General features: G+C 41.7%; 20 protein-coding genes. 16 read left to right on the top strand and 4 right to left on the bottom strand.

Annotated features, from left to right (window positions below):
- The 5 genes from ABTP35_RS08290 to ABTP35_RS08270 all read left to right on the top strand — a co-directional run bounded on the left by ABTP35_RS08290 (window position 1) and on the right by ABTP35_RS08270 (window position 7978).
- Window positions 1-1719: a DUF1501 domain-containing protein gene (locus ABTP35_RS08290; protein WP_293297375.1), complete on the top strand. Its 1719-nt coding sequence runs from the start codon at window positions 1-3 to the stop codon at window positions 1717-1719.
- 143 nt (window positions 1720-1862) lie between these two features.
- Entirely contained in the window at window positions 1863-3959 is a 2097-nt protein-coding gene (metG, locus tag ABTP35_RS08285; protein WP_293297378.1) for a methionine--tRNA ligase, read from the top strand.
- 109 nt (window positions 3960-4068) lie between these two features.
- Entirely contained in the window at window positions 4069-6201 is a 2133-nt protein-coding gene (locus ABTP35_RS08280) for a Tex family protein (protein WP_224835713.1), read from the top strand.
- Window positions 6202-7101: a histone deacetylase gene (locus ABTP35_RS08275; RefSeq protein ID WP_293297380.1), complete on the top strand. Its 900-nt coding sequence runs from the start codon at window positions 6202-6204 to the stop codon at window positions 7099-7101.
- A 34-nt stretch (window positions 7102-7135) separates the two neighbouring features.
- Window positions 7136-7978 carry a phosphatase PAP2 family protein gene (locus ABTP35_RS08270; RefSeq protein ID WP_293297383.1) on the top strand — a complete coding sequence of 281 codons (843 nt, stop codon included), beginning with the start codon at window positions 7136-7138 and terminating at the stop codon, window positions 7976-7978.
- 406 nt (window positions 7979-8384) lie between these two features.
- Here ABTP35_RS08270 and ABTP35_RS08265 read toward each other — a convergent pair whose 3' ends face one another.
- Entirely contained in the window at window positions 8385-8789 is a 405-nt protein-coding gene (locus ABTP35_RS08265) for a hypothetical protein (protein ID WP_293297386.1), read from the bottom strand.
- A gap of 142 nt (window positions 8790-8931) precedes the next feature.
- A complete protein-coding gene (locus tag ABTP35_RS08260; protein WP_224835718.1) occupies window positions 8932-9264 on the bottom strand; it encodes a single-stranded DNA-binding protein in 333 nt (110 codons plus the stop codon).
- Between the two features lie 199 nt (window positions 9265-9463).
- Between ABTP35_RS08260 and ABTP35_RS08255 the strand changes: the two genes are divergently transcribed.
- From ABTP35_RS08255 to ABTP35_RS08240, 4 genes are all read left to right on the top strand, one after another.
- Window positions 9464-9700, top strand: a complete 237-nt coding sequence (locus tag ABTP35_RS08255; RefSeq protein ID WP_293297389.1) for a hypothetical protein — start codon at window positions 9464-9466, stop codon at window positions 9698-9700.
- A gap of 226 nt (window positions 9701-9926) precedes the next feature.
- A complete protein-coding gene (locus ABTP35_RS08250) occupies window positions 9927-10421 on the top strand; it encodes a Dps family protein (protein ID WP_224835720.1) in 495 nt (164 codons plus the stop codon).
- A gap of 53 nt (window positions 10422-10474) precedes the next feature.
- On the top strand, window positions 10475-10945 hold the full coding sequence (locus ABTP35_RS08245) for a hypothetical protein (RefSeq protein ID WP_293297393.1): 471 nt from the start codon (window positions 10475-10477) through the stop codon (window positions 10943-10945).
- A 103-nt stretch (window positions 10946-11048) separates the two neighbouring features.
- Window positions 11049-11651 (top strand): GNAT family N-acetyltransferase, encoded by a 603-nt coding sequence (locus ABTP35_RS08240; RefSeq protein ID WP_224835722.1) that lies wholly within the window; start codon window positions 11049-11051, stop codon window positions 11649-11651.
- Here the strand turns inward: ABTP35_RS08240 and ABTP35_RS08235 are convergent.
- Window positions 11648-12784, bottom strand: a complete 1137-nt coding sequence (locus ABTP35_RS08235; protein WP_293297398.1) for a glycerate kinase — start codon at window positions 12782-12784, stop codon at window positions 11648-11650. The two genes, ABTP35_RS08240 and ABTP35_RS08235, sit on opposite strands and share 4 nt — an antisense overlap.
- A 125-nt stretch (window positions 12785-12909) precedes the next feature.
- Here ABTP35_RS08235 and ABTP35_RS08230 point away from each other — a divergent pair, with 125 nt between their 5' ends.
- The 5 genes from ABTP35_RS08230 (at window position 12910) to ABTP35_RS08210 (ending at window position 18282) form a co-directional block, all read left to right on the top strand.
- A complete protein-coding gene (locus ABTP35_RS08230; RefSeq protein WP_293297400.1) occupies window positions 12910-13608 on the top strand; it encodes an SIMPL domain-containing protein in 699 nt (232 codons plus the stop codon).
- Window positions 13609-13641: 33 nt separating this feature from the next.
- The gene (locus ABTP35_RS08225) at window positions 13642-14133 is read left to right on the top strand and encodes a DUF6265 family protein (RefSeq protein ID WP_252078782.1); all 492 of its coding nucleotides are present in this window, start codon (window positions 13642-13644) and stop codon (window positions 14131-14133) included.
- A gap of 63 nt (window positions 14134-14196) precedes the next feature.
- Window positions 14197-17346, top strand: a complete 3150-nt coding sequence (locus ABTP35_RS08220) for a glycosyl hydrolase (RefSeq protein ID WP_293297403.1) — start codon at window positions 14197-14199, stop codon at window positions 17344-17346.
- Window positions 17346-17918, top strand: a complete 573-nt coding sequence (locus ABTP35_RS08215) for a pentapeptide repeat-containing protein (protein WP_293297406.1) — start codon at window positions 17346-17348, stop codon at window positions 17916-17918. The genes ABTP35_RS08220 and ABTP35_RS08215 overlap by 1 nt, the downstream gene beginning before the upstream one ends.
- A gap of 10 nt (window positions 17919-17928) precedes the next feature.
- Entirely contained in the window at window positions 17929-18282 is a 354-nt protein-coding gene (locus ABTP35_RS08210; protein WP_224835728.1) for a hypothetical protein, read from the top strand.
- On the opposite strand, the gene ABTP35_RS08205 is transcribed toward ABTP35_RS08210, so the two are convergent.
- Window positions 18283-18753 carry a CBS domain-containing protein gene (locus tag ABTP35_RS08205; protein WP_224835729.1) on the bottom strand — a complete coding sequence of 157 codons (471 nt, stop codon included), beginning with the start codon at window positions 18751-18753 and terminating at the stop codon, window positions 18283-18285.
- 122 nt (window positions 18754-18875) lie between these two features.
- Here ABTP35_RS08205 and ABTP35_RS08200 point away from each other — a divergent pair, with 122 nt between their 5' ends.
- Together ABTP35_RS08200 and ABTP35_RS08195 are read left to right on the top strand one after the other, a co-directional pair.
- Window positions 18876-21146 (top strand): M28 family peptidase, encoded by a 2271-nt coding sequence (locus tag ABTP35_RS08200; protein WP_293297409.1) that lies wholly within the window; start codon window positions 18876-18878, stop codon window positions 21144-21146.
- Entirely contained in the window at window positions 21139-21948 is an 810-nt protein-coding gene (locus ABTP35_RS08195) for an NAD-dependent epimerase/dehydratase family protein (protein WP_293297412.1), read from the top strand. Before ABTP35_RS08200 ends, ABTP35_RS08195 begins: the two co-directional genes overlap by 8 nt.
- The last annotated feature ends 9 nt before the right edge of the window (window positions 21949-21957 follow it).

The raw sequence follows: 21957 nt of genomic DNA, 5'->3' as shown, positions 1-21957 counted from the left end.
ATGTGCGATAATCACCACACCCACGATACATCCCCACACAAAGGCCTTGAACACAAAGGCCACGATCAGGAACATAAAAAATGGAGCAGACGATCATTTATCCAGGCACTTGGTATAGCCGGTTCTGGATCCATGTTTTTAGGAAGCCATATGATTTCGGCATCAGCGCCATCCCCACTTACGGCAGCAGTTGCTGCGGCCGAAACCGACAATATTTTGATCCTTATTCGATTATCCGGAGGGAATGATGGTCTCAGTACTGTAATTCCCATTCAACAATATGATACTTATGCCAATGCAAGACCCAATATCTATATCCCCGAAAGTAAGGTCTTAAAACTTACCGACGATTTTGGGGTGCCCACTTATATGAGCGCCCTAGAATCCCTTTGGGGAGACGGACAATTTAAGGCCGTGCATGGCGTAGGTTACGAAAACCAAAGCCTTTCCCACTTTACGGGATCGGATATTTTTGCCAACACCGATCTAACCACAACAGGATTCTCAGGAGAAAACACAGGATGGATGGGCAGGCATTTTGAAGAGCTGTATCCCGACTACCTGATTGCCCCGCCACCTTCCCCAGCAGCCATACAAATTGGCAACCTGGCCAACTTGGTCTTTCAAGGAGAAGAAACCAACTATGCCTTTGTGACCAACAATGTGGAACAATTGGAGCAAATTGCAGAAACAGGTACATTTTATGATATAGAAAATGCTCCTTTTGACGATTGTATGTACGGAGACCAACTCAGGTTCCTGCGCGGAGTGGCCAATACCACATACGAATATGCAGGTACTATCCATGATGCATACATGGCCGGACAAAACCAAGTAGAATATCAAGACAATGGTTTTGCACGTCAATTGGCGCTTTTGGCACGTTTGATCAAAGGAAATTTAGGAACCAAAGTATATATGATCTCCATGGGAGGTTTTGATACTCACGGAAACCAACCCGAAGTTCACGAACGCTTAATGTCCAATCTTTCCGTAGCCATCAACAATTTTTATGAGGACCTAGCTTTTACCGAACAAGACGATAAGGTTTTGAGCATGACCTTTTCCGAATTTGGAAGACGGATTTTTGAAAACGGTTCCAATGGAACCGACCACGGAAAAGCAGCACCCACTTTATTTTTTGGCTCCGGATTGAACGGAAGCGCTTTTGTTGGCGACCACCCATCTTTAGATGAGCCCAATAATCGGGGAAATTTGGAGTATACCATGGATTTTAGAAATCTATATGGCACCGTATTGGCAGAATGGCTTTGTGTTCCCAGGGAATCTGTTGAACAGCACTTATTGGGACATCCTTACCAAGCTATCGACCTAGGGTTTAACTGTAGCGGAGAAGTTTTTGATGACATTGCCATGGACAACGACCCGCCTACCTTGCCCGAAACCCCGCCAAGTCAAGATCCAATGGACCCCAATATCGATATTTTGGATACCATTGAACACGCGGCCATATATCCGGCAACCTCACCTCGAGACCCATATATCCATCTGGAAATGCCCGTTTCAGCCCATGTAGATATTGAACTCTTTAATATTTTGGGACAACGTGTAGGCACCCTGTTCAATGAAATGATGTTGGAAGGTGCCGTGGACATCAATATACGTGAGCGAATGCGCGATAGCTTGTCCACTGGAAAATATATCTATAGAATATCTGTAGGAGATAAGAAAATGAGCAAATCTGTAATGATAACCTAAAACACGTACATTTTAATAGTCCAATTTTCGAGACCCATCGATAGTGTACTCCTCACCCCAAATAGGGCCGCACTTTCGAGGGTTTCGTTTTTTATGTGTATCCCGTTAAAATCAGTATTTTTGGGGCCTAATTAGAATTTTACATGGCTCAGAATACATCACCTTCCAGATATACCATTACCGCAGCGCTTCCGTACACCAACGGTCCCATTCATATTGGACATTTGGCCGGAGTTTATGTCCCTGCAGATATTTATTCCCGTTATTTAAGATTAAAGGGCAACGACGTTGCCTTTGTTTGCGGGAGCGACGAGCACGGCGTGGCAATTTCCATGAAAGCCAAAAAGGAAGGTGTTACCCCCAAAGAAATAATAGACAAGTACCACGGCATCATTAAAAAATCCTTTGCCGATTTTGGTATTTCTTTTGACAACTATTCCAGGACATCGACGCAAGTGCACCATGAAACTGCTTCGGAATTTTTCAAAAAAATGTACGAGCAAGGTGATTTTATAGAAGAAGAAACCGAACAATTGTACGATGATGAGGCCAACCAGTTTTTGGCAGACAGATTTGTAATCGGAACCTGCCCAAGATGCGGGCACCACGAAGCTTATGGCGATCAGTGCGAAAATTGTGGGTCATCTCTCAACGCAACGGATTTGATCGACCCAAAATCGACGATAACGGGAACGGTACCGACCTTAAAAAAGACAAAACATTGGTTTTTGCCCTTGGACCGCTACGAAGGGTTCTTAAAAAAGTGGATCTTAGAAGGTCATAAGTCCGACTGGAAACCCAATGTTTATGGGCAATGTAAATCTTGGATAGACGAGGGCCTAAAACCTAGGGCCGTAACCCGTGATCTGGACTGGGGAATACCCGTGCCAGTGGATGGCGGCGAAGGCAAAGTACTTTATGTCTGGTTCGATGCCCCGATCGGATATATTTCCTCCACCAAAGAGTGGGCAGAACGCGAAGGCAAGGATTGGGAACCCTATTGGAAAGATCAAAGCACCAAATTGGTCCACTTTATAGGCAAGGACAATATTGTGTTCCATTGCATTATTTTCCCGAGCATGTTACAAGCCAACGGTGATTATATACTACCGGAAAATGTGCCCGCAAACGAATTCCTGAACTTGGAGGGGAACAAACTGTCCACCTCTAAAAATTGGGCGGTCTGGTTGCACGAATATTTGGAAGAATTTCCAGATATGCAAGACGTACTTCGTTACGCCTTAACCGCAAATGCCCCGGAAACCAAGGACAATGATTTTACCTGGAAAGATTTTCAGGCACGCAACAACAACGAATTGGTGGCCATTTTTGGCAACTTCGTGAACCGTGTGGCTGTTTTGACACATAAATATTACGACGGCACCATACCAGCGCCCGGAGAACTTACAAGCACTGATAAAGAAACCTTGAGTTCCTTAAAAAGCTATCCGGATATACTTTCCAACTCACTGGAGCGATATCGTTTCCGTGAGGGCAGTCAGGAATTGATGAACCTGGCACGTTTAGGCAATAAATATTTGGCCGATGCAGAACCATGGAAGTTGATCAAAACCGACGAGGAACGGGTCAAGACAATAATGTACGTTGCCTTACAAATTGCTGCAGGTTTGGCTATTTTGAGCGAACCATTTTTGCCCTTCACTTCTAAAAAACTGAAAGGCATACTTAATGTCCAGTCTGGCAAGGTCGAGACTTCTTGGGAAAGTGTGTCTTCTGAAGATACCCTGCTCCCTGCCGGACACATCATCAATAAAAGTGAATTGCTTTTCCGTAAGATCGAGGACGCTGAAATTGAACATCAACTACAAAAATTGGAAGACACTAAAAAAGAAAATGCTTCGACCACCAATAGCGCAGCTACCATGGACAACAAAATAGTACCACAAAAAGACACCATTACTTACGATGATTTTTCCAAACTCGACATGCGCGTCGGAACCATTATCGAAGCCGAAAAAATGCCAAAAGCCGATAAACTTTTGGTTTTAAAGGTAGATACTGGTCTGGATACGCGAACCATTGTTTCGGGTATTGCAAAAAGTTTTAAGCCAGAGGATATTGTGGGCAAAAAAGTAACTGTATTGGTAAACTTGGCTCCTAGAAAATTACGCGGTGTAGAAAGTCAGGGAATGATCTTGATGACGGAGAACAAAGAGGGGAAACTGGTTTTTGTAAATCCTGATGCCGATGGAGTTTTAAATGGTGAAGTTATAAGTTAATCCATTACCGAGAAACTGTGCTTTAGAGCACAATTGAGATCCTCTTAAAAAATTTTGGATAGTAAAACTTCTCGACTGCGCTCGAAGTTACAAATACTAAACAAACATGATGCAGCTTGTACCCTATATTGTCCGCCATACCCAATTGCCGGAAAAGAGTGTGGAAAACACAGTGGCCCTTTTGAACCAAGATTGTACCGTTCCATTTATCTCTCGTTACAGAAAGGAACTTACCGGCAATCTGGATGAAGTCCAAATAGGTTCCATAGTGGAATTCAAGAACCAGTTCGAGGCATTGGAAAAAAGAAAAACAGCTATTCTAAAAGCTGTTGATGAGCAAGGCGCACTTACTCCAGAACTAAAATCAAAGTTTTTAAACTGCGAGGACCTTACCAGTCTGGAAGATTTGTATTTACCTTTTAAAAAAAGCAAGAAGACCAAAGCGGAGACTGCCCGTAAACATGGACTGGAGCCCTTGGCCAAAATTATAATGGCGCAGCGCAGTGATGACATCGAATTCATCGCTTCCAAATACCTAAATAAAGAGATAATCAATGAGGACGAGGCCCTGGAAGGTGCCAGACACATTATTTCTGAGTGGATCAATGAACGTACCGACATAAGAAATCAGCTCCGAGGTCAATTGGAACGCCACGCCCTGATTACCACAAAAGTGGTAAAGACAAAAAAGGATGATGAGCAGGCACAAAAATTCCGAGATTATTTTGATTGGAGCGAACCTTTGAACCGATGTCCATCTCACCGTTTTTTGGCCATTATGCGCGCCGAAAAAGAAGGTTTTATCCGTGTGAAAGTTGAAATTGATGATGAACGTGCGCTTCAAAATATGGAACGTAGATTGATCAAAACCAAAAACAGCTGCACAGAACATATCGAGATAGCCATTGCTGATGCCTATAAAAGACTTTTGTTTCCTTCACTGTCCAACGAACTTTTAAAAATTGCCAAGGAAAAAGCCGACGCTTCCGCGATACAAGTTTTCTCAAAAAACCTGAAACAGTTATTGCTCGGTGCTCCACTTGGCGAAAAACGCATTTTGGCCATTGACCCTGGTTTTAGGACTGGCTGTAAAATAGTCTGTTTGGACGAACAGGGCGATTTAAAACATAACGAAACCATTTATCCGCACCCTCCTCAACGCGATAGTTCTGGAGCCATCAAAAAAATAAGCTCTTTGGTGGATGCCCATAAAATAGAGGCCATTGCCATTGGTAACGGAACAGCATCGCGCGAAACGGAACAATTGGTAAAACGGATTGCTTTTAAAAGGCCCATCGAAGTTTTTGTGGTAAGTGAAGCAGGTGCTTCCATTTATTCCGCATCCAAAATTGCACGAGATGAATTCCCAAACTACGATGTTACGGTAAGGGGAGCTGTTTCGATTGGTAGACGATTGGCCGATCCTTTGGCAGAATTGGTAAAAATAGACGCTAAATCTATTGGGGTGGGGCAATACCAACACGATGTGGACCAAGCACAATTAAAAACTTCTTTGGACACTGTTGTGGAAAGTTGTGTAAACTCCGTAGGAGTAAACATTAATACGGCCAGTATTCCATTATTGAGCTATGTATCGGGAATAGGGCCCAAATTGGCCGAAAACATAGTGGCCCACAGAAACGAAAACGGTGCTTTTAAGAATAGGGAGGACATTAAAAAGGTAGCTCGTTTGGGCGGTAAGGCCTTTGAACAGAGCGCAGGTTTTTTGCGTATCAAAAATGGTGATAATCCTTTGGATGATTCTGCCGTTCACCCCGAACGTTACAGTTTGATCTCGAAAATGGCCAAAGACCGGGGAATCTCCCTTAAAGAAATTGTGGGAAACACCTCTGCTCTAAAGGAAATCGACCTTAAAGCATATTGTACAGATACAATCGGAATGCCCACTTTGGAAGACATTGTGAAGGAATTGGAAAAGCCTGGTTTAGATTTACGCGAAAAAGCAAAAGTGTTCACATTTAATCAAAACATTAGGGAAATCAACGATTTACGTGAAGGTCAATTATTACCGGGTATCGTAAACAACATTACCAACTTTGGCTGTTTTGTGGACATCGGCATTAAAGAAAGTGGCTTGATCCACATCTCCAATCTTGCCGACACTTTTGTAAAAGATGTTAACGAGCATGTGAGCCTTCATCAACAAGTTGTGGTCAAGGTCTTGGATGTGGATGTTCCCAGAAAACGAATTCAACTGGCATTGCACAAAAAGGATGTTTAAATGCTAAAAATAGCCTATCATCCCATATACAAACATCCACTGCCCGAGAAGCATCGATTCCCAATGATCAAGTATGAGCTCTTACCTCAACAACTGTTATATGAGGGCACTTGTACCGAGGAGAACTTTTTTGAGCCCGCGCTACCGGAAGACCGGCATATTTTATCGGTGCACGATAAAACCTACTACAATGATCTTAAAGGGTTAATGCTTTCCAAAAGTGCCGTTCGAAAAATCGGTTTTCCTCTCAATGATGAGCTTGTCCTACGAGAACGTATTATTGCCGATGGCACAATTAAAGGTTGTGAATTTGCACTTGAAAATGGTATCGCCATGAATATCGCAGGTGGAACCCACCATGCATATTCCGATAGAGGGGAAGCATTTTGTATGTTGAACGACCAAGCCATTGGGGCCCGTTATTTGTTAAAGAACGATCTCGCAAATAAGATACTGATCGTTGATCTGGATGTGCACCAAGGCAATGGAACCGCCGAAATATTCAGGACAGACCATTCTGTTTTTACTTTTTCCATGCACGGAAAGGGCAATTACCCCTTTAAAAAGGAAATATCCGACTTGGACATACCTCTTCCAAAAGGCACCACCGATCAAGAATACCTTTCCCTGCTTAAAAAAACATTGCCGGAATTATTGCAGCAAGTGCAACCGGATTTTATATTCTATCTCTGTGGCGTGGACGTACTCGATTCGGATAAATTGGGCACATTGTCGATGACCTTGGAAGGTTGCAAGGAGCGTGACCGATTTGTACTTCAATTATGTTCCGATGAAAACATTCCCGTACAATGCAGTATGGGCGGCGGATATTCACCAGATATTAAGACCATTGTCGAAGCGCATGCCAACACTTTTCGGCTTGCTCAAGATATTTTATAATTATTTTTGCGACAACCTAGTATAAACCATCATCATGAAACCTCTACAACTCCTTTTTCTAGTTCTTTTCACGACCACGATTTCGGGACAAGATCTACAACCTAAAAAAGAAAAAAACCTTTGGAACAACTTCACTTACGACGTTGGCAATATGTTTGGTGGTGTTGGATATGCCTACTCCCGTCCATTCCATTGGAAAGGTAACGACTGGACCAATTTTGGTTATTTAACTGGCGGTACATTACTACTATTTACAGTTGATGATGAACTTAACCGTTGGAAAAATGGTTTTGACCAGGATGTTCCCGACCTTATTATGGACTATGGAAACAAATATGGTGCTCCCGAAAACAATTATATGCTAACGGGCGGCGTATATCTTGCCGGCTTATTTACCAAAAATGAAAAACTTCGCCGAACCGGGGTTCTTTTAATTTCTTCGGCCACTGCTGGGGGCTTTCTTCAACAGGTAAGTAAGCGGATCATTGGTAGGGCACGACCTAAAAGTGGTGCTGGATCGGGAACCTATGATCCTTTTCATTTGGACCGGGTGTACGATTATGATTCTTTCCCTTCCGGACACGCCATGCTTGCATTTAGCAACGCTTATGCCATTGCAAAGCAATTTAAAAGTCCTTGGGTAAAAGGAGGCCTTTATACTGTTGGGATGATTCCTGGACTAGTCCGTGTGTTGGATGATTTCCATTGGTTTTCGGATGTGGCATTTAGTACTGTGCTAAGTATTTTTATCGTAGAGTCCATTGATCGTTACCTCGACTCCAAATACAATGAAAAATATAACAACAAAAGACCCAAAGACGTAAGTTGGAATCTTTCTTTTGGACCCAATACTCTCGGTGTTTCCGTTAACTTTTAGATTGTTGCAAACGAAATATTGTTAAATTTTATTTAGATTTATTTAAAATAATTACTTTTGTCCGCGTATTTTGTTTCTATCTATGGGAAAGAAAAAGGACAAAAAGAAATTCAAAAAAGCGCAGCTCAGAGAATTACCGCCAACGGGTAAAGTAAAATCCAAGTGTTGTAAAAAATATAAAAAGAGTGAGAGCAAGCGCTGTAAAAAATGCCCTTGTTTTGATCTTCTGAAAAAAGTTGCTTAGATAGGTTTGTCTTCTCAAGATTTTAAAATCTTCAAAAAAAATAACCCCTTGCCTAATTAGAACTTAGAACCCTTGGTATGTTCGGGGCTTGGTTAATACGATATCCATAAAAAAACGCCCCAACAATTGGGGCGCATTTATTAACCAACTAAAAATATGCAATCAAAAAATTCTTGGAGAAGCTACTTGGACAATTGAACCCACAGCCCCTTTGGATATATTTTCGTTGTCCTTGTATGTAAAATATATACTTGCCTTTTCGTAGAAGTAATCGCTATGCGTACACTGATTGTTGCAAGAATGGGCATGCTGGGAGTATGCCTCCTGCTTGCTTGTCATGTATACTTGATAAGCCAGACGATTTTTGGTTTTTAGTTCCTTTTCGTATCGGACTTGATCTTGCCAAAAATCTTTTTCGTCATCTACATTTAAAAAAATGGCCGTTTGTTCTTTATAGGCGTCTTTTTTGGCTTGGTTTTCGTAAAAGGAAAGGTCATTCTCTTGTGCCGAAGCAATGGCCGCCAGCCCTAACGCTAAAAATACCGTGATGTGAACTTTTAATCTCATCTGTCTGAGTTCTTCTAAATACTGTGTTCATTATCTAAAGTTCTGGCGTTTGCCTTTATAACAACTTAATTTACATTTACCCTAATGTAAAAGCCAAAAAAATCGTTATTCTCCTCTTTTTGTCGCCTTGAAGCAAATAAACTTACTTGCCCAACATCAACAATTCGTTGCATTTGATTTCCGTTATGTACCGCTTCTCACCTTCATTGGTTTCGTACGAACGGTTTACGAGCTTGCCCTCGATAATAACCTCTTTGCCCTTGCTTAGAAAATCTTCTGATATTTCGGCCAATTTGCCCCAGGCCACGATATTGTGCCATTGGGTATCCGTTACTTTTTCACCTTTGTTGTTTTTGTATGTTTCGTTGGTCGCGATGGAAAACTTGGCCAATTTTGTCCCATTTTCCAGAACAATGATCTCTGGGTCGTTCCCCAGGTTGCCGATCAATTGTACTTTGTTTCTTAGTGAATTCATAATAGTAAGATTTAAGTTTAAAATTCAATTTTTGAATCCTGCTGATTCGATAAGGCAAACTTATATCCACTAAAAAACTGTATTCGGAATGTAATTATTTGTTTTCGTTTGTAAACGTATGTAAATGATTAAACCTGTTTGTAAGTGACCCCTCATCCCTAATTTGTGTCATAACAAATAGATTTATTCATTCGACTTCATGCACATCAGAAATATTAATAGATACAAGGTCATTAAGCGGTTCAGTATTAGTAAAACGTTATTAGACATCAATGAAATCCTATATATTCAGGAAAAGGATACCGAACACGAAAATCCTCAAAAAATATTCAGTGAAACCAAAGAATATCTTACGGACATATCCCCGAAATTGTACAGTTCTCTACTACAGGGTTTCATTGTTCCCGATGAGCGCCAACCATCCAAACCAAAATAGGTCCTAACGGTTGCTAAATTTTCATATAAGTGTGATTTTATACTACTTGCACAAAACTTTCAGTATAAATAATTACTGCTAAAATCTTCAAAACACAGTGGGAAAAGGCCTAAAACCCTATCGATATCGGCCCAAAAACCAATTGGATCAAGAATTAAATCGTTACAATCAATCCTCCCGGGCACTCTCTTGTACTTTTACAGTAAACAAATAAAAAATCTAGTATATGGAAGCTGTTAAAGCAAAAAATAAAACATTCAAAAAATTAGGATTCACATATTTGGAAACTGCTGAAATCGTGGTCAGTTTAAACACCTTATTGGCCAATTATCAGGTCTTTTACAATAAACTGAGAAATTTTCATTGGAACATTGAAGGGCCCGACTTTTTTGAACTTCATGAAGAATTCGAGAACGAGTACAATACGGTAAAGGAAAATATCGATGTCGTTGCAGAAAGAATCCGGGTATTCGGGGTTAAAAGCAATTTTACCTTTAAGAAAACACTGGAGCTTTCCAAGATCAAAGAGCAAGAAAAAGAAATTTCCGCGTTGGAAATGGTAAGGGAAGTGCTCCACGACTATGAAATATTGCACGATAGCATGCTAGATGCGGTAAATGCCTCCCTGGAAACCGGCGATGTGGTAACCGAAAACATGATTACCGGATTTATGACCGAATTGGAAAAGAGACACTGGATGTTCACTTCTTTCCTAAAGTAGAAACCAGTCCGCACTCTCGAAAAAACAAAGTATTAACCTTAAAAAATAATTCCATGAAAAAGCTATTCACCATACTATCTATTGCCACCTTGACCGCATTTGCGGGATATGGGCAAAACAAGACTTCCGGCGTTATGAAAGCGACCACACAATTAAAAACCTTTACCGTTTCTGAAAATGGCAAGGAGCTACAGTACAGTGTTAAGGTAATGGAGCGCAGAAAATACGGAATAGAACTGGACCATAAGGACAAGGGCATGGTAAACCAAGATAGAAAAACATCAGCCGCCTATGTTACCAAACTAGTGGCCATTGATAGTGATTCCGATAACAACTACGATGATTATATGGTATTAAAATACAAGGGTACCGAAAACAATGATTTTGAAGTAGTACAGACGGACAAAGGATTTGATATCAATGTAGACGACAAATCCATGCACTACAATGTTCTGGAAAGCAATTATCTCGTAGATAAGAAGAGTAAAAACTTCTTTATTATCGAGGAATTTGAATCGAAATAGGTTTTAATTTCGTTTTTTGATTGATGAACGGCCGGAGATAATCTCCGGCTTTTTCAATTTTATATGCCCATATAAAGCCTATATTTGACCTAAAATTCAACCTATGGAAACTTGGTTACGCCCCACACAACTGGAAGGCGAATGGGTAAAACTGGTACCCTTGCAAAAATCCCATAAAGTAGATTTGGCCTTCGCCGCATCGGATGGAAAGCTTTGGGAACTATGGTACACCTCGGTCCCCTCCCCCAAGACCATAGATGCCTATTTGGATGTTGCCCTGAACGAACAGGAAAATGGAACCGCATTGCCATTTGCCATAATCAATAAAAAGAACAACACCATTGTAGGCAGCACACGTTACATGAATTTGGATGCAAAAAACAAACGATTGGAGATCGGTTCAACTTGGTATGCCAAAAAAGTGCAGCGCACAGGTATCAATACCGAGGCCAAATACCTATTGTTAAAATATGCTTTTGAAAACTTAGGCTGCATTGCCGTAGAATTTCGGACGCACTTTCACAACCATCCATCCAGAAATGCCATTCTTCGACTAGGTGCAAAACAAGATGGTATTTTAAGAAACCATAGAATAGATGGTTCCGGAAACCTAAGGGACACCGTTGTTTTTTCCATTTTGAACAGCGAATGGAAAACCGTAAAAACTTCTTTGGAATTTAAGATGGGGATTAGACCTATAAATTAGCTTTTGCCCAGTTTCAGCATATTTGCGAAATTATAGCTCGCCAATTCCAAGTTCTCCTCGGCATTTGCCTTGGCATCGTCCAAATTGCCCACTTCATTAAGAATCGACACTGCATAATCCAGGCCCATTTCTTGTATTTGTCCAATGGTCACTTCTACCGAACCACAGAGTGCGGCAACGAGTACATTCTGTTTTTTCGCCGATTTTACCACTCCGTTAATGGTTTTGCCGGAAAAGGTTTGGGAATCCAGCTTTCCTTCCCCGGTAATTACCCAATCGGCACCCTGCAGCACTTTATCAAAATTGGCAAGTTGCATCACCAAATCTACGCCAGAGGCCAATTCCGCATTCAAAAACGTTACCGCTCCACCTCCTGCTCCACCGGCTGCACCGGCGCCATGGATCTCTTGGACATCAATCTTAAAAGTTGATCGCAAAATATTCGCAAAATGCCTTAAACCCTCGTCCAAAAAGGTAATCTCTTCTTCTGTAGCTCCTTTTTGAGCCCCATAGATTATAGCAGCACCCAGCTCTCCATAAAATGGATTGGTCACATCGCAGGCCACTTGAATCTTTGTATCCATGAGTTTTGGATGTAGATTGTTTGTTCGTATTTCCCTTACCTTGCCCAGATTTCGCCCAATAGGCTTTAGCTGATTTCCATTCGCATCCACAAAAACGTAACCAAGGGCTTGGGCCATACCCATACCTCCATCGTTGGTTGCACTTCCTCCAATGCCCAATACAATGTTTCTGGCTCCTTTTTCAAGTGCATCCACCACCATTTCACCTGTTCCCAAGGTTGTGGTATCCATACAGTTCATCTCGGATTTTTGCAATAATTTATATCCAGAAGCTTCGGACATTTCAATAAAAGCCGTTTGCCTATCCTCGGAAAGCAGGTAAAAGGCGGTAATCTTCCTAAAAAGCGGGTCTGTAACAACAATTTTCTCTTTAGATGCCTTTAGGTAATCTACAACCACATCGATGGTACCGTCCCCACCATCGGCAAGGGGCCGATACACTGTTTCTGCATTGGGAAAAACTTTTTTGATGCCCCGGGCAACTATTTCACAAAATTCCCATCCAGTTAGGGAGCCTTTATATTTATCTGGTGCCAAAATAATTTTCATGCCTACAATGTACTCAAGTTAATTCAGTTAACCCATACATTCATGTGAATCAAAACTTTCAAATTAGACTACGGCACATGTTTTGAATGTAAAGGTGAAGTATATACCTTTAATAAAAATTAATCATGAAAAAAACGATCTTTTTAATGGCCGCAGCGCTGTTCTCATCGGTAACTTTTGCCCAATCCAAAAACTTTTTGGACACCCCCTATCTGGAAACACAGGCCAAAGTGGACACTTTAGTGACCCCGGATAGAATATACCTCAATATCATTATCCAAGAAAAGGATACCAAAGGCCGTGTTTCTGTAGAGGAACAAGAAAACCAAATGGCACAACGCTTTAAAGCCATGGGCATCGACCTCACGGAACAGCTTGTGATAAAAGACATGGGCAGCAATTTTAAAAAATACTTTTTGCGCCAAAAGGAAGTCCTAAAAAGCAAACAATATTCGCTTTTGGTCTATTCGGGAAAAGAACTCGGCGATGTTATGATGGCTTTGGAACAATTGGATATTGCCAATACCCATATCGAAAAAACCGAATATTCCATGATGGACGAATTAGAGCTGGAACTAAAATCCCGAGCAGTAAAGAGAGCGAAACAAAAAGCCGATGCCCTGACCCGACCTCTGGGCCAAAAAGTAGGCATGGCCATCCATATTGCAGACAATTCAAATTACTATCCTAGGTACAACCAAGCCCCCATGATGGAAATGAAAGCGGTTTCTGCTGATATGGGTCAGGCACAGCCCTTGGACATCGATTTTGAGAAAATCAATGTAGAGACCACTGTAAACGTAAAATTTGCTTTATCCAATTAACGATGGTAATGTAACACCGACCAAAAAACCATTATGAAACATATTACACTTATTTTCTTGTTGTGGGCGGGACTTGTTTCCGCCCAACATACAATGCAATTGAACAAAGGCCAATCATCACCAAAAGCCAATCTGGAGGATGTTTCATGGATCAAGGGCCACTGGATTGGCGAAGCTTTCGGAGGAACGGCCGAAGAAATTTGGAGTGCACCAATGGGCAATTCTATGATGTTTGTATTTCGACTAGTGAACAATGGCAAAGTTTCATTCTACGAATCAGGTCATATCCAACAATCGGACGATTCCATAATTCTCCAACTCAAGCATTTTGACGGCAATATGAAAGGTTGGGAAGAAAAAGATAAAACCATTGATTTTAAACTAGTAAAACTAGAACCAAACAAGGTGTATTTTGAAGGGCTCACCATGGAAAAAATTGATGACGACCATATGAATGTCCATGTACTTATTGAAGAAAACAACAATACAGAAGAAATCCTGTTCGCTTACAAGAAAGTGAAGTAATTTAGTTTCATTGGAATACGTTGAATTAGTATCTTTAACGGACTAACTAATTCCAACACTCTCGTGAAAATAAGACCTTTACTATTATGTGCCATACTTTTGGCCTTGCACCCTGTTGATGCACAACGAAGAAACAAAAAATCCAACCAACCCTCCACAGAAGTCAACGACTCCCTTTTTCCCGGTTTAAAATGGCGAAACATTGGTCCGTTCCGTGGCGGCCGAAGCGTTACATCCACCGGTGTAGTAGGGCAACCCTACACCTACTATATGGGTACCACTGGGGGTGGCATTTGGAAGACCACCGATGATGGTCTTACCTGGAAGAACATCTCCGATGGATTTCTAAAAACCGGAACCGTTGGCGATATTGCCGTTGCAGAAAGCAACCCTAATTTGGTTATCGCAGGAATGGGCGAACACGCCGCTCGGGGGGTTATGACATCCATGGGAGATGGAGTCTACAGATCTACCGATGCCGGTAAAACATGGGAACATATAGGTTTGGATTACACACGCCACATTTCGGATGTTATAATCCATCCTACAGATCCAAATATCATCTTTGTCGCTGCCCAAGGCGCACAATATGGCCCATCCGAGGACAGAGGCATTTACCGTTCGACCAACGGTGGCAATACCTGGGAAAAAGTACTCTTTGTAGACTCAAATACAGGTGCTTCCTCCTTGAGTATGGACATGAACAACCCTTTGATTCTTTATGCATCCATGTGGCAACATCGCAGATATCCCTGGACAATGGAATCTGGCGGTGCCTCTTCGGGTCTTTATAAATCCACAGATGGTGGGACTACATGGAAAAAAATGGAAAAAGGACTTCCAAAAGAGTTTGGGAAATCCGGAATTTCGGTTTCTAGGGCAAATGCCGAGGTTGTATATGCCGTAATCGAAGCCGAAGGTGAAAAAGGTGGAGTATATAAAAGTACCGATGCTGGCAAAACATGGCGGCAGACCAATAAGGACCGTATCAATATAGCACGATCTTGGTACTACATGGAAATTTTTGCCGATACGCAAGACGAAAACATCGTATATGTTCTCAATGCTCCCGTTACCAAATCCATCGATGGCGGAAAAACCTTTACCACGGTATCCACACCGCACGGTGACAACCATGATCTTTGGATCCATCCCGAGAACAACCAGATCATGGTCAATTCCAACGATGGAGGCGCTAATGTGTCCAACAACGGAGGTAAAAGCTGGAGCACACAGCAAAACCAAGCTACGGCGCAGTTTTATCGCGTAATTACCGATAATCTGGTACCGTACAACGTGTATGGTGGGCAGCAGGACAATTCTGCCATTTCCATTGCAAGCAGAACACATGGCTATGGAATTGATTGGAAAGATTGGTATTCCGTGGCAGGTTGCGAAAGCGCTTATTTGGCCTTTGACCCCGATAATCCGGAGGTGGTATATGGTGGCTGCTACCAAGGTATCATCGAAAAATGGGTAAAGGCTTCAAGAGAATCCAAGCCCATAAAAGAATACCCAGAACTGGGACTGAGCAAAGTTCCCAAAGATTTTAAGTTCCGTTACAACTGGAACGCACCCATAATCAGTTCCCCCCACGACAGAAACACCATTTATCATGCCGGGAACGTGGTGTTTAGAACACAGGACGGGGGCAATAGCTGGGAAGTAGTGAGCCCCGATCTTACCCGGAACAATCCCGACCAGCAAGGTCCGGGAGGTGGCCCATACACCAACGAAGCAGCTGGTGGGGAAAACTACAATACCATTATGTACTTGGTGGAATCCCCTCACGAAAAAGGAGTTTTATATGCTGGTTCGGACGATGGACTGGTCCATATTACCAAAAATGGAGGTGAAAGCTGGGAAAATATTACCCCTCCCAATAGTAAAGAAGGTATTATAAACAGCATCGAAGTATCCCCGCATGAGCCAGGAACAGCATATATTACATTGATGCGCTATAAGTTCATGGACTTGAACTCCTATATTTTTAAAACCTCCGATTACGGGCAAACGTGGACCAAAATAACCAACGGAATAAATGGCGAGCACAACTTTACCCGTGTAGTGCGTGAGGACAAAAAGCAAAAAGGGTTACTGTATGCCGGTACCGAAACAGGTCTTTTTGTTTCACTAGATGATGGTTCCAACTGGCAACCGCTGCAATTAAACCTTCCTGTGGTACCCATCAATGATTTGGTGATCCACGATAATGATCTTGTAGCGGCAACAGCCGGTCGTTCTTTTTGGATTCTGGATGATCTAGGAGCGATCCAACATAGCATCGAACCAACTTCCGAGCTTCAAATTGTGCCCCCAAAACCTTCCTATCGCATCTTTAATGGAAGCACCAATTCCACTGTTCCAGGGTTGGGCCAAAACCCAAAGTCCGGCGTCACTTTCGATTATTATCTACCCAAAAAGCTGGACACGATAGAGCTCAAACTTGAAGTATTGTCTGGAGGAAAAGTGATTAAAACAGTGACCAATCAACCCGATAAAAGTTTTAAAAGCTGGCCCGGTGGACCTCCAAAACCCGATGTATTGCCGTCGGCCAAAGGGTACAACCGTTTTACATGGGATTTTAGCAAAGAAGCTGTACCTGCCGTGGACAAAGTTTTTGTTTATGGCAATTATAAAGGAGCTCGTGTGTCCCCTGGCACTTACACTTTACGTTTAACATCCGAGGGACGTTCCGTAGAAACAGAAGCAACGGTTCTTGCCGATCCAAAAGTTAGTGGCACTCCCATGGATTACGCAGAACAGCAATCGGTACTCAATAAAATTGATGAAACAGTGGCAAGTATGCACCATGCCGTAAACCAAATGCGCGAGGCCAAAAGTCAGTTAAAACATTATAAAAAATTGCTTAAAGACCACGAAAACGCCAAAGCATTGTTGGAAAACGGTGATGAATTATTGGAGAGAATAACCAATTGGGAAGAAAAGCTGATCCAGCCCAACCAAAAAACTTTCCAAGATGTAATCAATTTTAAAAATCAACTCAATGCCGAATTTATGCATTTGAAAGGCTTTGTAGATGTGGCCGAACCAAAGGTAACCCAAGGTGCCAAAGAAAGGTTACGTGATCTTTTGGCCCAATGGAAGACTTACGAAGATGAAAAAAACTCCATTGTAGTGGATGGTATGGGAACATATAACCAAATGTTCAAAGCATTGGATGTGCCCGCCATAATCTTGACCAAGGAGTAATGGCGGATAACTTTTGGCTGGAACAGGAGTTCGTAAAACAGGATTTTACCCAAACAAAATTGCCCAAAGGCGATTATGAAGAATGTAGTTTTGTGGACTGCCTGTTCTCCAAAGGTTTTTTGGACAACCAAAATTTTGTGGACTGCACTTTTGATGGGTGCGACCTTACCAATACCAATATTGCCAATACCATTTTTAATGGTGCAACCTTTAAAAGCTGTAAAATGGTGGGGGTTCAATTTGAGACCTGTAATCAACTTTTATTGACTTTGCGTTTTTTGGACTGTAATTTATCCGTGGCATCATTTATTGGGATGAACCTCCCCCAAATCCAATTTATGGACTGCAGGCTGTATCAAACCGATTTTACAGACACCCAATTAACTATGGCCAAATTTCCAAATTGTGATTTTGACAATGCTATTTTCGAGAATACGAATCTAAGCGGAGCCGATTTGAGTACTGCCTTTGGTTTTAATATAGATCCAACCATCAACCAACTAAGGAAAACCAGGTTTAGCCAAGAGGGATTGATCGGTTTATTAAAAAAGTATGATATTGTGGTAACCTAAATCTTATCAGATGTCCGAAAGAAATTGTTTGGTCTGCGGTGAAAAACTACTCGGTCGCATAGATCAAAAGTACTGTTCCGACCATTGTAGGAACGCCTATAACAACCGACTTAACCGAGACAGTAAAAACCTAGTACGCAACATAAACAACAAATTACGCAAAAACTACCGGATACTGAATGGCTTTACCCTCCGGGATGGGAAAACAAAGACCACAAAAATGCGTTTGTTGGATAAAGGTTTTGATTTTGAATACATTACAAACCTATATACCACAAAAAAGGGCAGTACCTATTTTTTTGTGTATGATCTAGGGTATTTGCCGCTGGACAACGACTATTTTATGATCGTAAAAAGGGAGTGATCATTTCCAACTGTGAGACGTTAATTTAAGTGCTGCGATCACAATATCCTTTCGGCTTATCTGCCCAACGAGAATATCGTTTTTCATAACGGGCAATCTGCGCCTATTGTGACGATCAAATACGCCCGCTGCATCGAAAATGGACATGTCGTGGGGTATGGTCTCCACATTTTTGGTCATAAACCGCTCAACACTTTTATCCAAAATGGGTTGGTTAAAATATCTACTCTCCGATATCTGTTTCATACAATCCGCCTCGGATATGATTCCTACCAAAAACCCATTATTATCTACCACTGGTCCACCGGAAATATGATGTTTGGCAAACGTCTCCATTACTTCCAAAATGGACTGCTCAGGGGAAAATGTGATCAATTTATTGGTCATGTAATCTTCCACCAAAATTGGGGCATTGTACTTTTTCTTGTTCTCCTCCTTGCTCCGTATGCCTTGAAAACTTTTGATTGCCATAAGGTTAGATTTTAAAGTTGATTCTTAAATATAGTTTTTTTTAGCGAATAACCTAATTTTAAGCGCTTAAAGATGAGAACCTTTCATATATTCACATTTTAAATTATGAATATCACTACGCCATGAAGTTTTCCCGGACCCTTGCCCTAATTCTACTTTTTCTTGCCGTGTATTGGAGTTTTAGATCCTTGACGCCCCAGTACACAACCGATCAGGATGCCCCGTTGGGAGCTTTCTCCACAGATAGAGCGCTTTTCCATGTAAAAGAATTATCCAAAGAACCACATGCCGTTGGTTTTCCAGGACACCAAAGAGCTAGGACCTATATTATCTCCGAACTCAAAAAAATGGGTCTGGAAACTACCACACAACAGGGTTACACCGCTGGAGACTGGGGCAATCTGAGCAAAGCCACGAATATTTTGGCAAGAATTAAGGGCAATGGCAACGGAAAAGCATTACTGGTGCTTTCGCATTACGATAGTAGCCCCCATTCCTCCTTTGGAGCAAGTGATGCAGGTAGTGGAGTTGCCACAATTTTGGAGGGAATCCGAGCATTTTTGAGCAACAATGAAACCCCAGAGAACGATATCATTATCCTAATTACCGATGCCGAGGAACTTGGCCTTAATGGGGCCGACCTTTTTGTAAATAAACACCCTTGGGCAAAAAATGTGGGGCTAGCCCTAAATTTTGAGGCTCGCGGTAGCGGCGGGCCCAGTTATATGCTTATAGAGACCAATCGCGGCAATGGCACTTTGATCAAGGAATTTACAAAGGCAAATCCCAAATACCCGGTTGCGAACTCTTTGGCCTATAGCATTTATAAAATGCTCCCCAACGATACCGACCTAACCGTTTTTAGGGAAGATGCAGATATTGATGGATTTAACTTTGCTTTTATAGATGACCATTTTGATTACCACACCGCCCTGGACAATTATGAGCGTTTGGACCGAAAAACCCTAGCTCACCAAGGCAGTTATTTAATGCCGTTGCTCGCACATTTTAGTAAGGCCGATTTGGATAATTTAAAAAGTTTGGATGATTATGTGTATTTCAATATCCCCATCTTTAATCTGGTTTCCTATCCATTTGAGTGGATCTGGCTCGCATTCGGCATTGCAGTTTTGGCTTTTGTCCTGTTACTTTTCTCAGGGTTTAAAAAACAGGTCTTAAAAACAAACGATGTTTTAAAAGGCTTTGTTCCCGTCCTCATCACCTTAATGGTGAACGGGGCGGCTGGGTATTTTTGTTGGGCCATAATTACATGGTGGTACCCCGGGTATAAGGATATGCTCCACGGGTTTACCTACAACGGCCATACTTACATTGCCGTGTATGTTATGTTCTCGCTGTTTATCTGCTTTTACACCTATCATAAATTCCGAAAAACCCCTACCCCAAGTTTATTGGTAGCCCCTATTTTTATTTGGTTGCTAATTTGCGGCTTGGTAGCACAATACTTAAAAGGCGCCAGTTTTTTTATAGTTCCCCTGTTCGGCTTGCTGGCAGGGTTGCTCGTAACCATCAATCAAAAGAAGCCCAATCCATTTTTAATGCTGTTCTTGGCCCTGCCCGCGGTTCTTATTTATTCCCCATTCATTAAAATGTTTCCCGTAGGCCTTGGTTTAAAAATGATGGTGGCCGCGACCCTTTTTACGACGTTATTGTTTTTACTGGCACTCCCATTTTTAGGTCAGTTAAAAAGTAAAAGGAGACTGGCCTATTTATTTCTGCTTCTTTTTTTTGCATTCGGAATTACGAGTCACATACAATCCGACTTCAACGAAGAAAGACCAAAACCCAGCAGTTTGCTATATGTTTATAATACGGACGACGACTCAGCACTATGGGCCACATACGATAAAGTTCTAATTGATTGGAACGGCCAATTTATTAACGAAAACAAAAGAAAACCTAAAGCTGAGACCATATCCAGCAAATACCGCACTAACTTAAATTATGTGGCAGATGCACCAAAAAAACAACTGGAAGCATCCTATATTGATACCGTGATGGACACTATTGTTGGGGAAAACAGGGTAATAGAACTTTGCATCACACCGAAAAGAACGGTGAACCGCCTTGAGGTATTTACCAATCCGATCAATTTATCAAAGGCAAAAGTGAACCAAATCGAATTATCCCCTTATTTCCTCGAAAACAGGAAAAACAGGTTGGTCACTCATTATATTTCCAATAATGATTTTACAGAACTGCAACTCGAATTCCCTAAGGATTCTGTATTGGAACTCACTTTATACGAAGCATCCAACGATTTGTTGACACATCCGGATTTTAGCATACCGAAAAGACCAAAAAACAGTATTCCCACCCCTTTTGTGTTAAATGATGCTATATTGACCATAAAAACTTTGCGATTTGAATAAACATATTGGTATTCTGGGATGTGGTTGGCTGGGATTTCCCCTGGCCAAATCATTGATAAAAAAAGGATATCACGTTAAAGGGACCACCACTTCCACCAATAAATTAATGGAATTACAAAACGAAGGTATTGAACCCTTCGAAATTCGTTTGACCGAAACTGGAACCGAGGGAAATATTAAGGAATTTCTTTCCCAAGTCGGGACCTTGATCATTAATGTGCCACCGAAGTTACGAGGCAACAATGCCGAGAGTTTTGTTGACAAAATAAAGTTCCTGATATCTGAATTGAAAGACAGCGAAATTTCCAATATTATTTTTGTGAGCAGTACTGCGGTATACGGAGATTTGGAGGGAGAGGTTACCGAAGCAACACCGGTACGTCCCAATACGGAATCGGGCAGACAATTGGTGCAATGTGAAAACATGTTCCAAAAAGAAGTTGGCCTCGACACCACTATAGTCCGCTTTGGAGGACTAATTGGTCCGGACAGACACCCTGTGACCACCTTATCGGGCAGGAAGCAACTTGGCAACGGCAACCATGCCATCAACTTGATTCACCTCTACGATTGCATTCACATGATCCAAACCATATTGGAAGAAGGTTATTGGGGCGAAATTTTCAACGGTGTTTACCCTTATCATCCCAAAAAGCAGTTGTATTATTTTGAGGAGGCCCAGAAAAGAGGAATCCCCACGCCATCGTATAAAGAAACATCATCCAAGGCAATGGGAAAAATCGTTTTGAGCCAGAATTTTTTAAACAAATCCCATAACTTCACTACCTCCATTGTTTCCTGAGAACCTTCC

Origin of the sequence: Flagellimonas alginilytica, assembly GCF_042134605.1 — a bacterium.
GTDB classification, from domain to species: domain Bacteria; phylum Bacteroidota; class Bacteroidia; order Flavobacteriales; family Flavobacteriaceae; genus Flagellimonas; species Flagellimonas alginolytica.
This window is presented reverse-complemented; position numbering and strand designations above follow the sequence as displayed.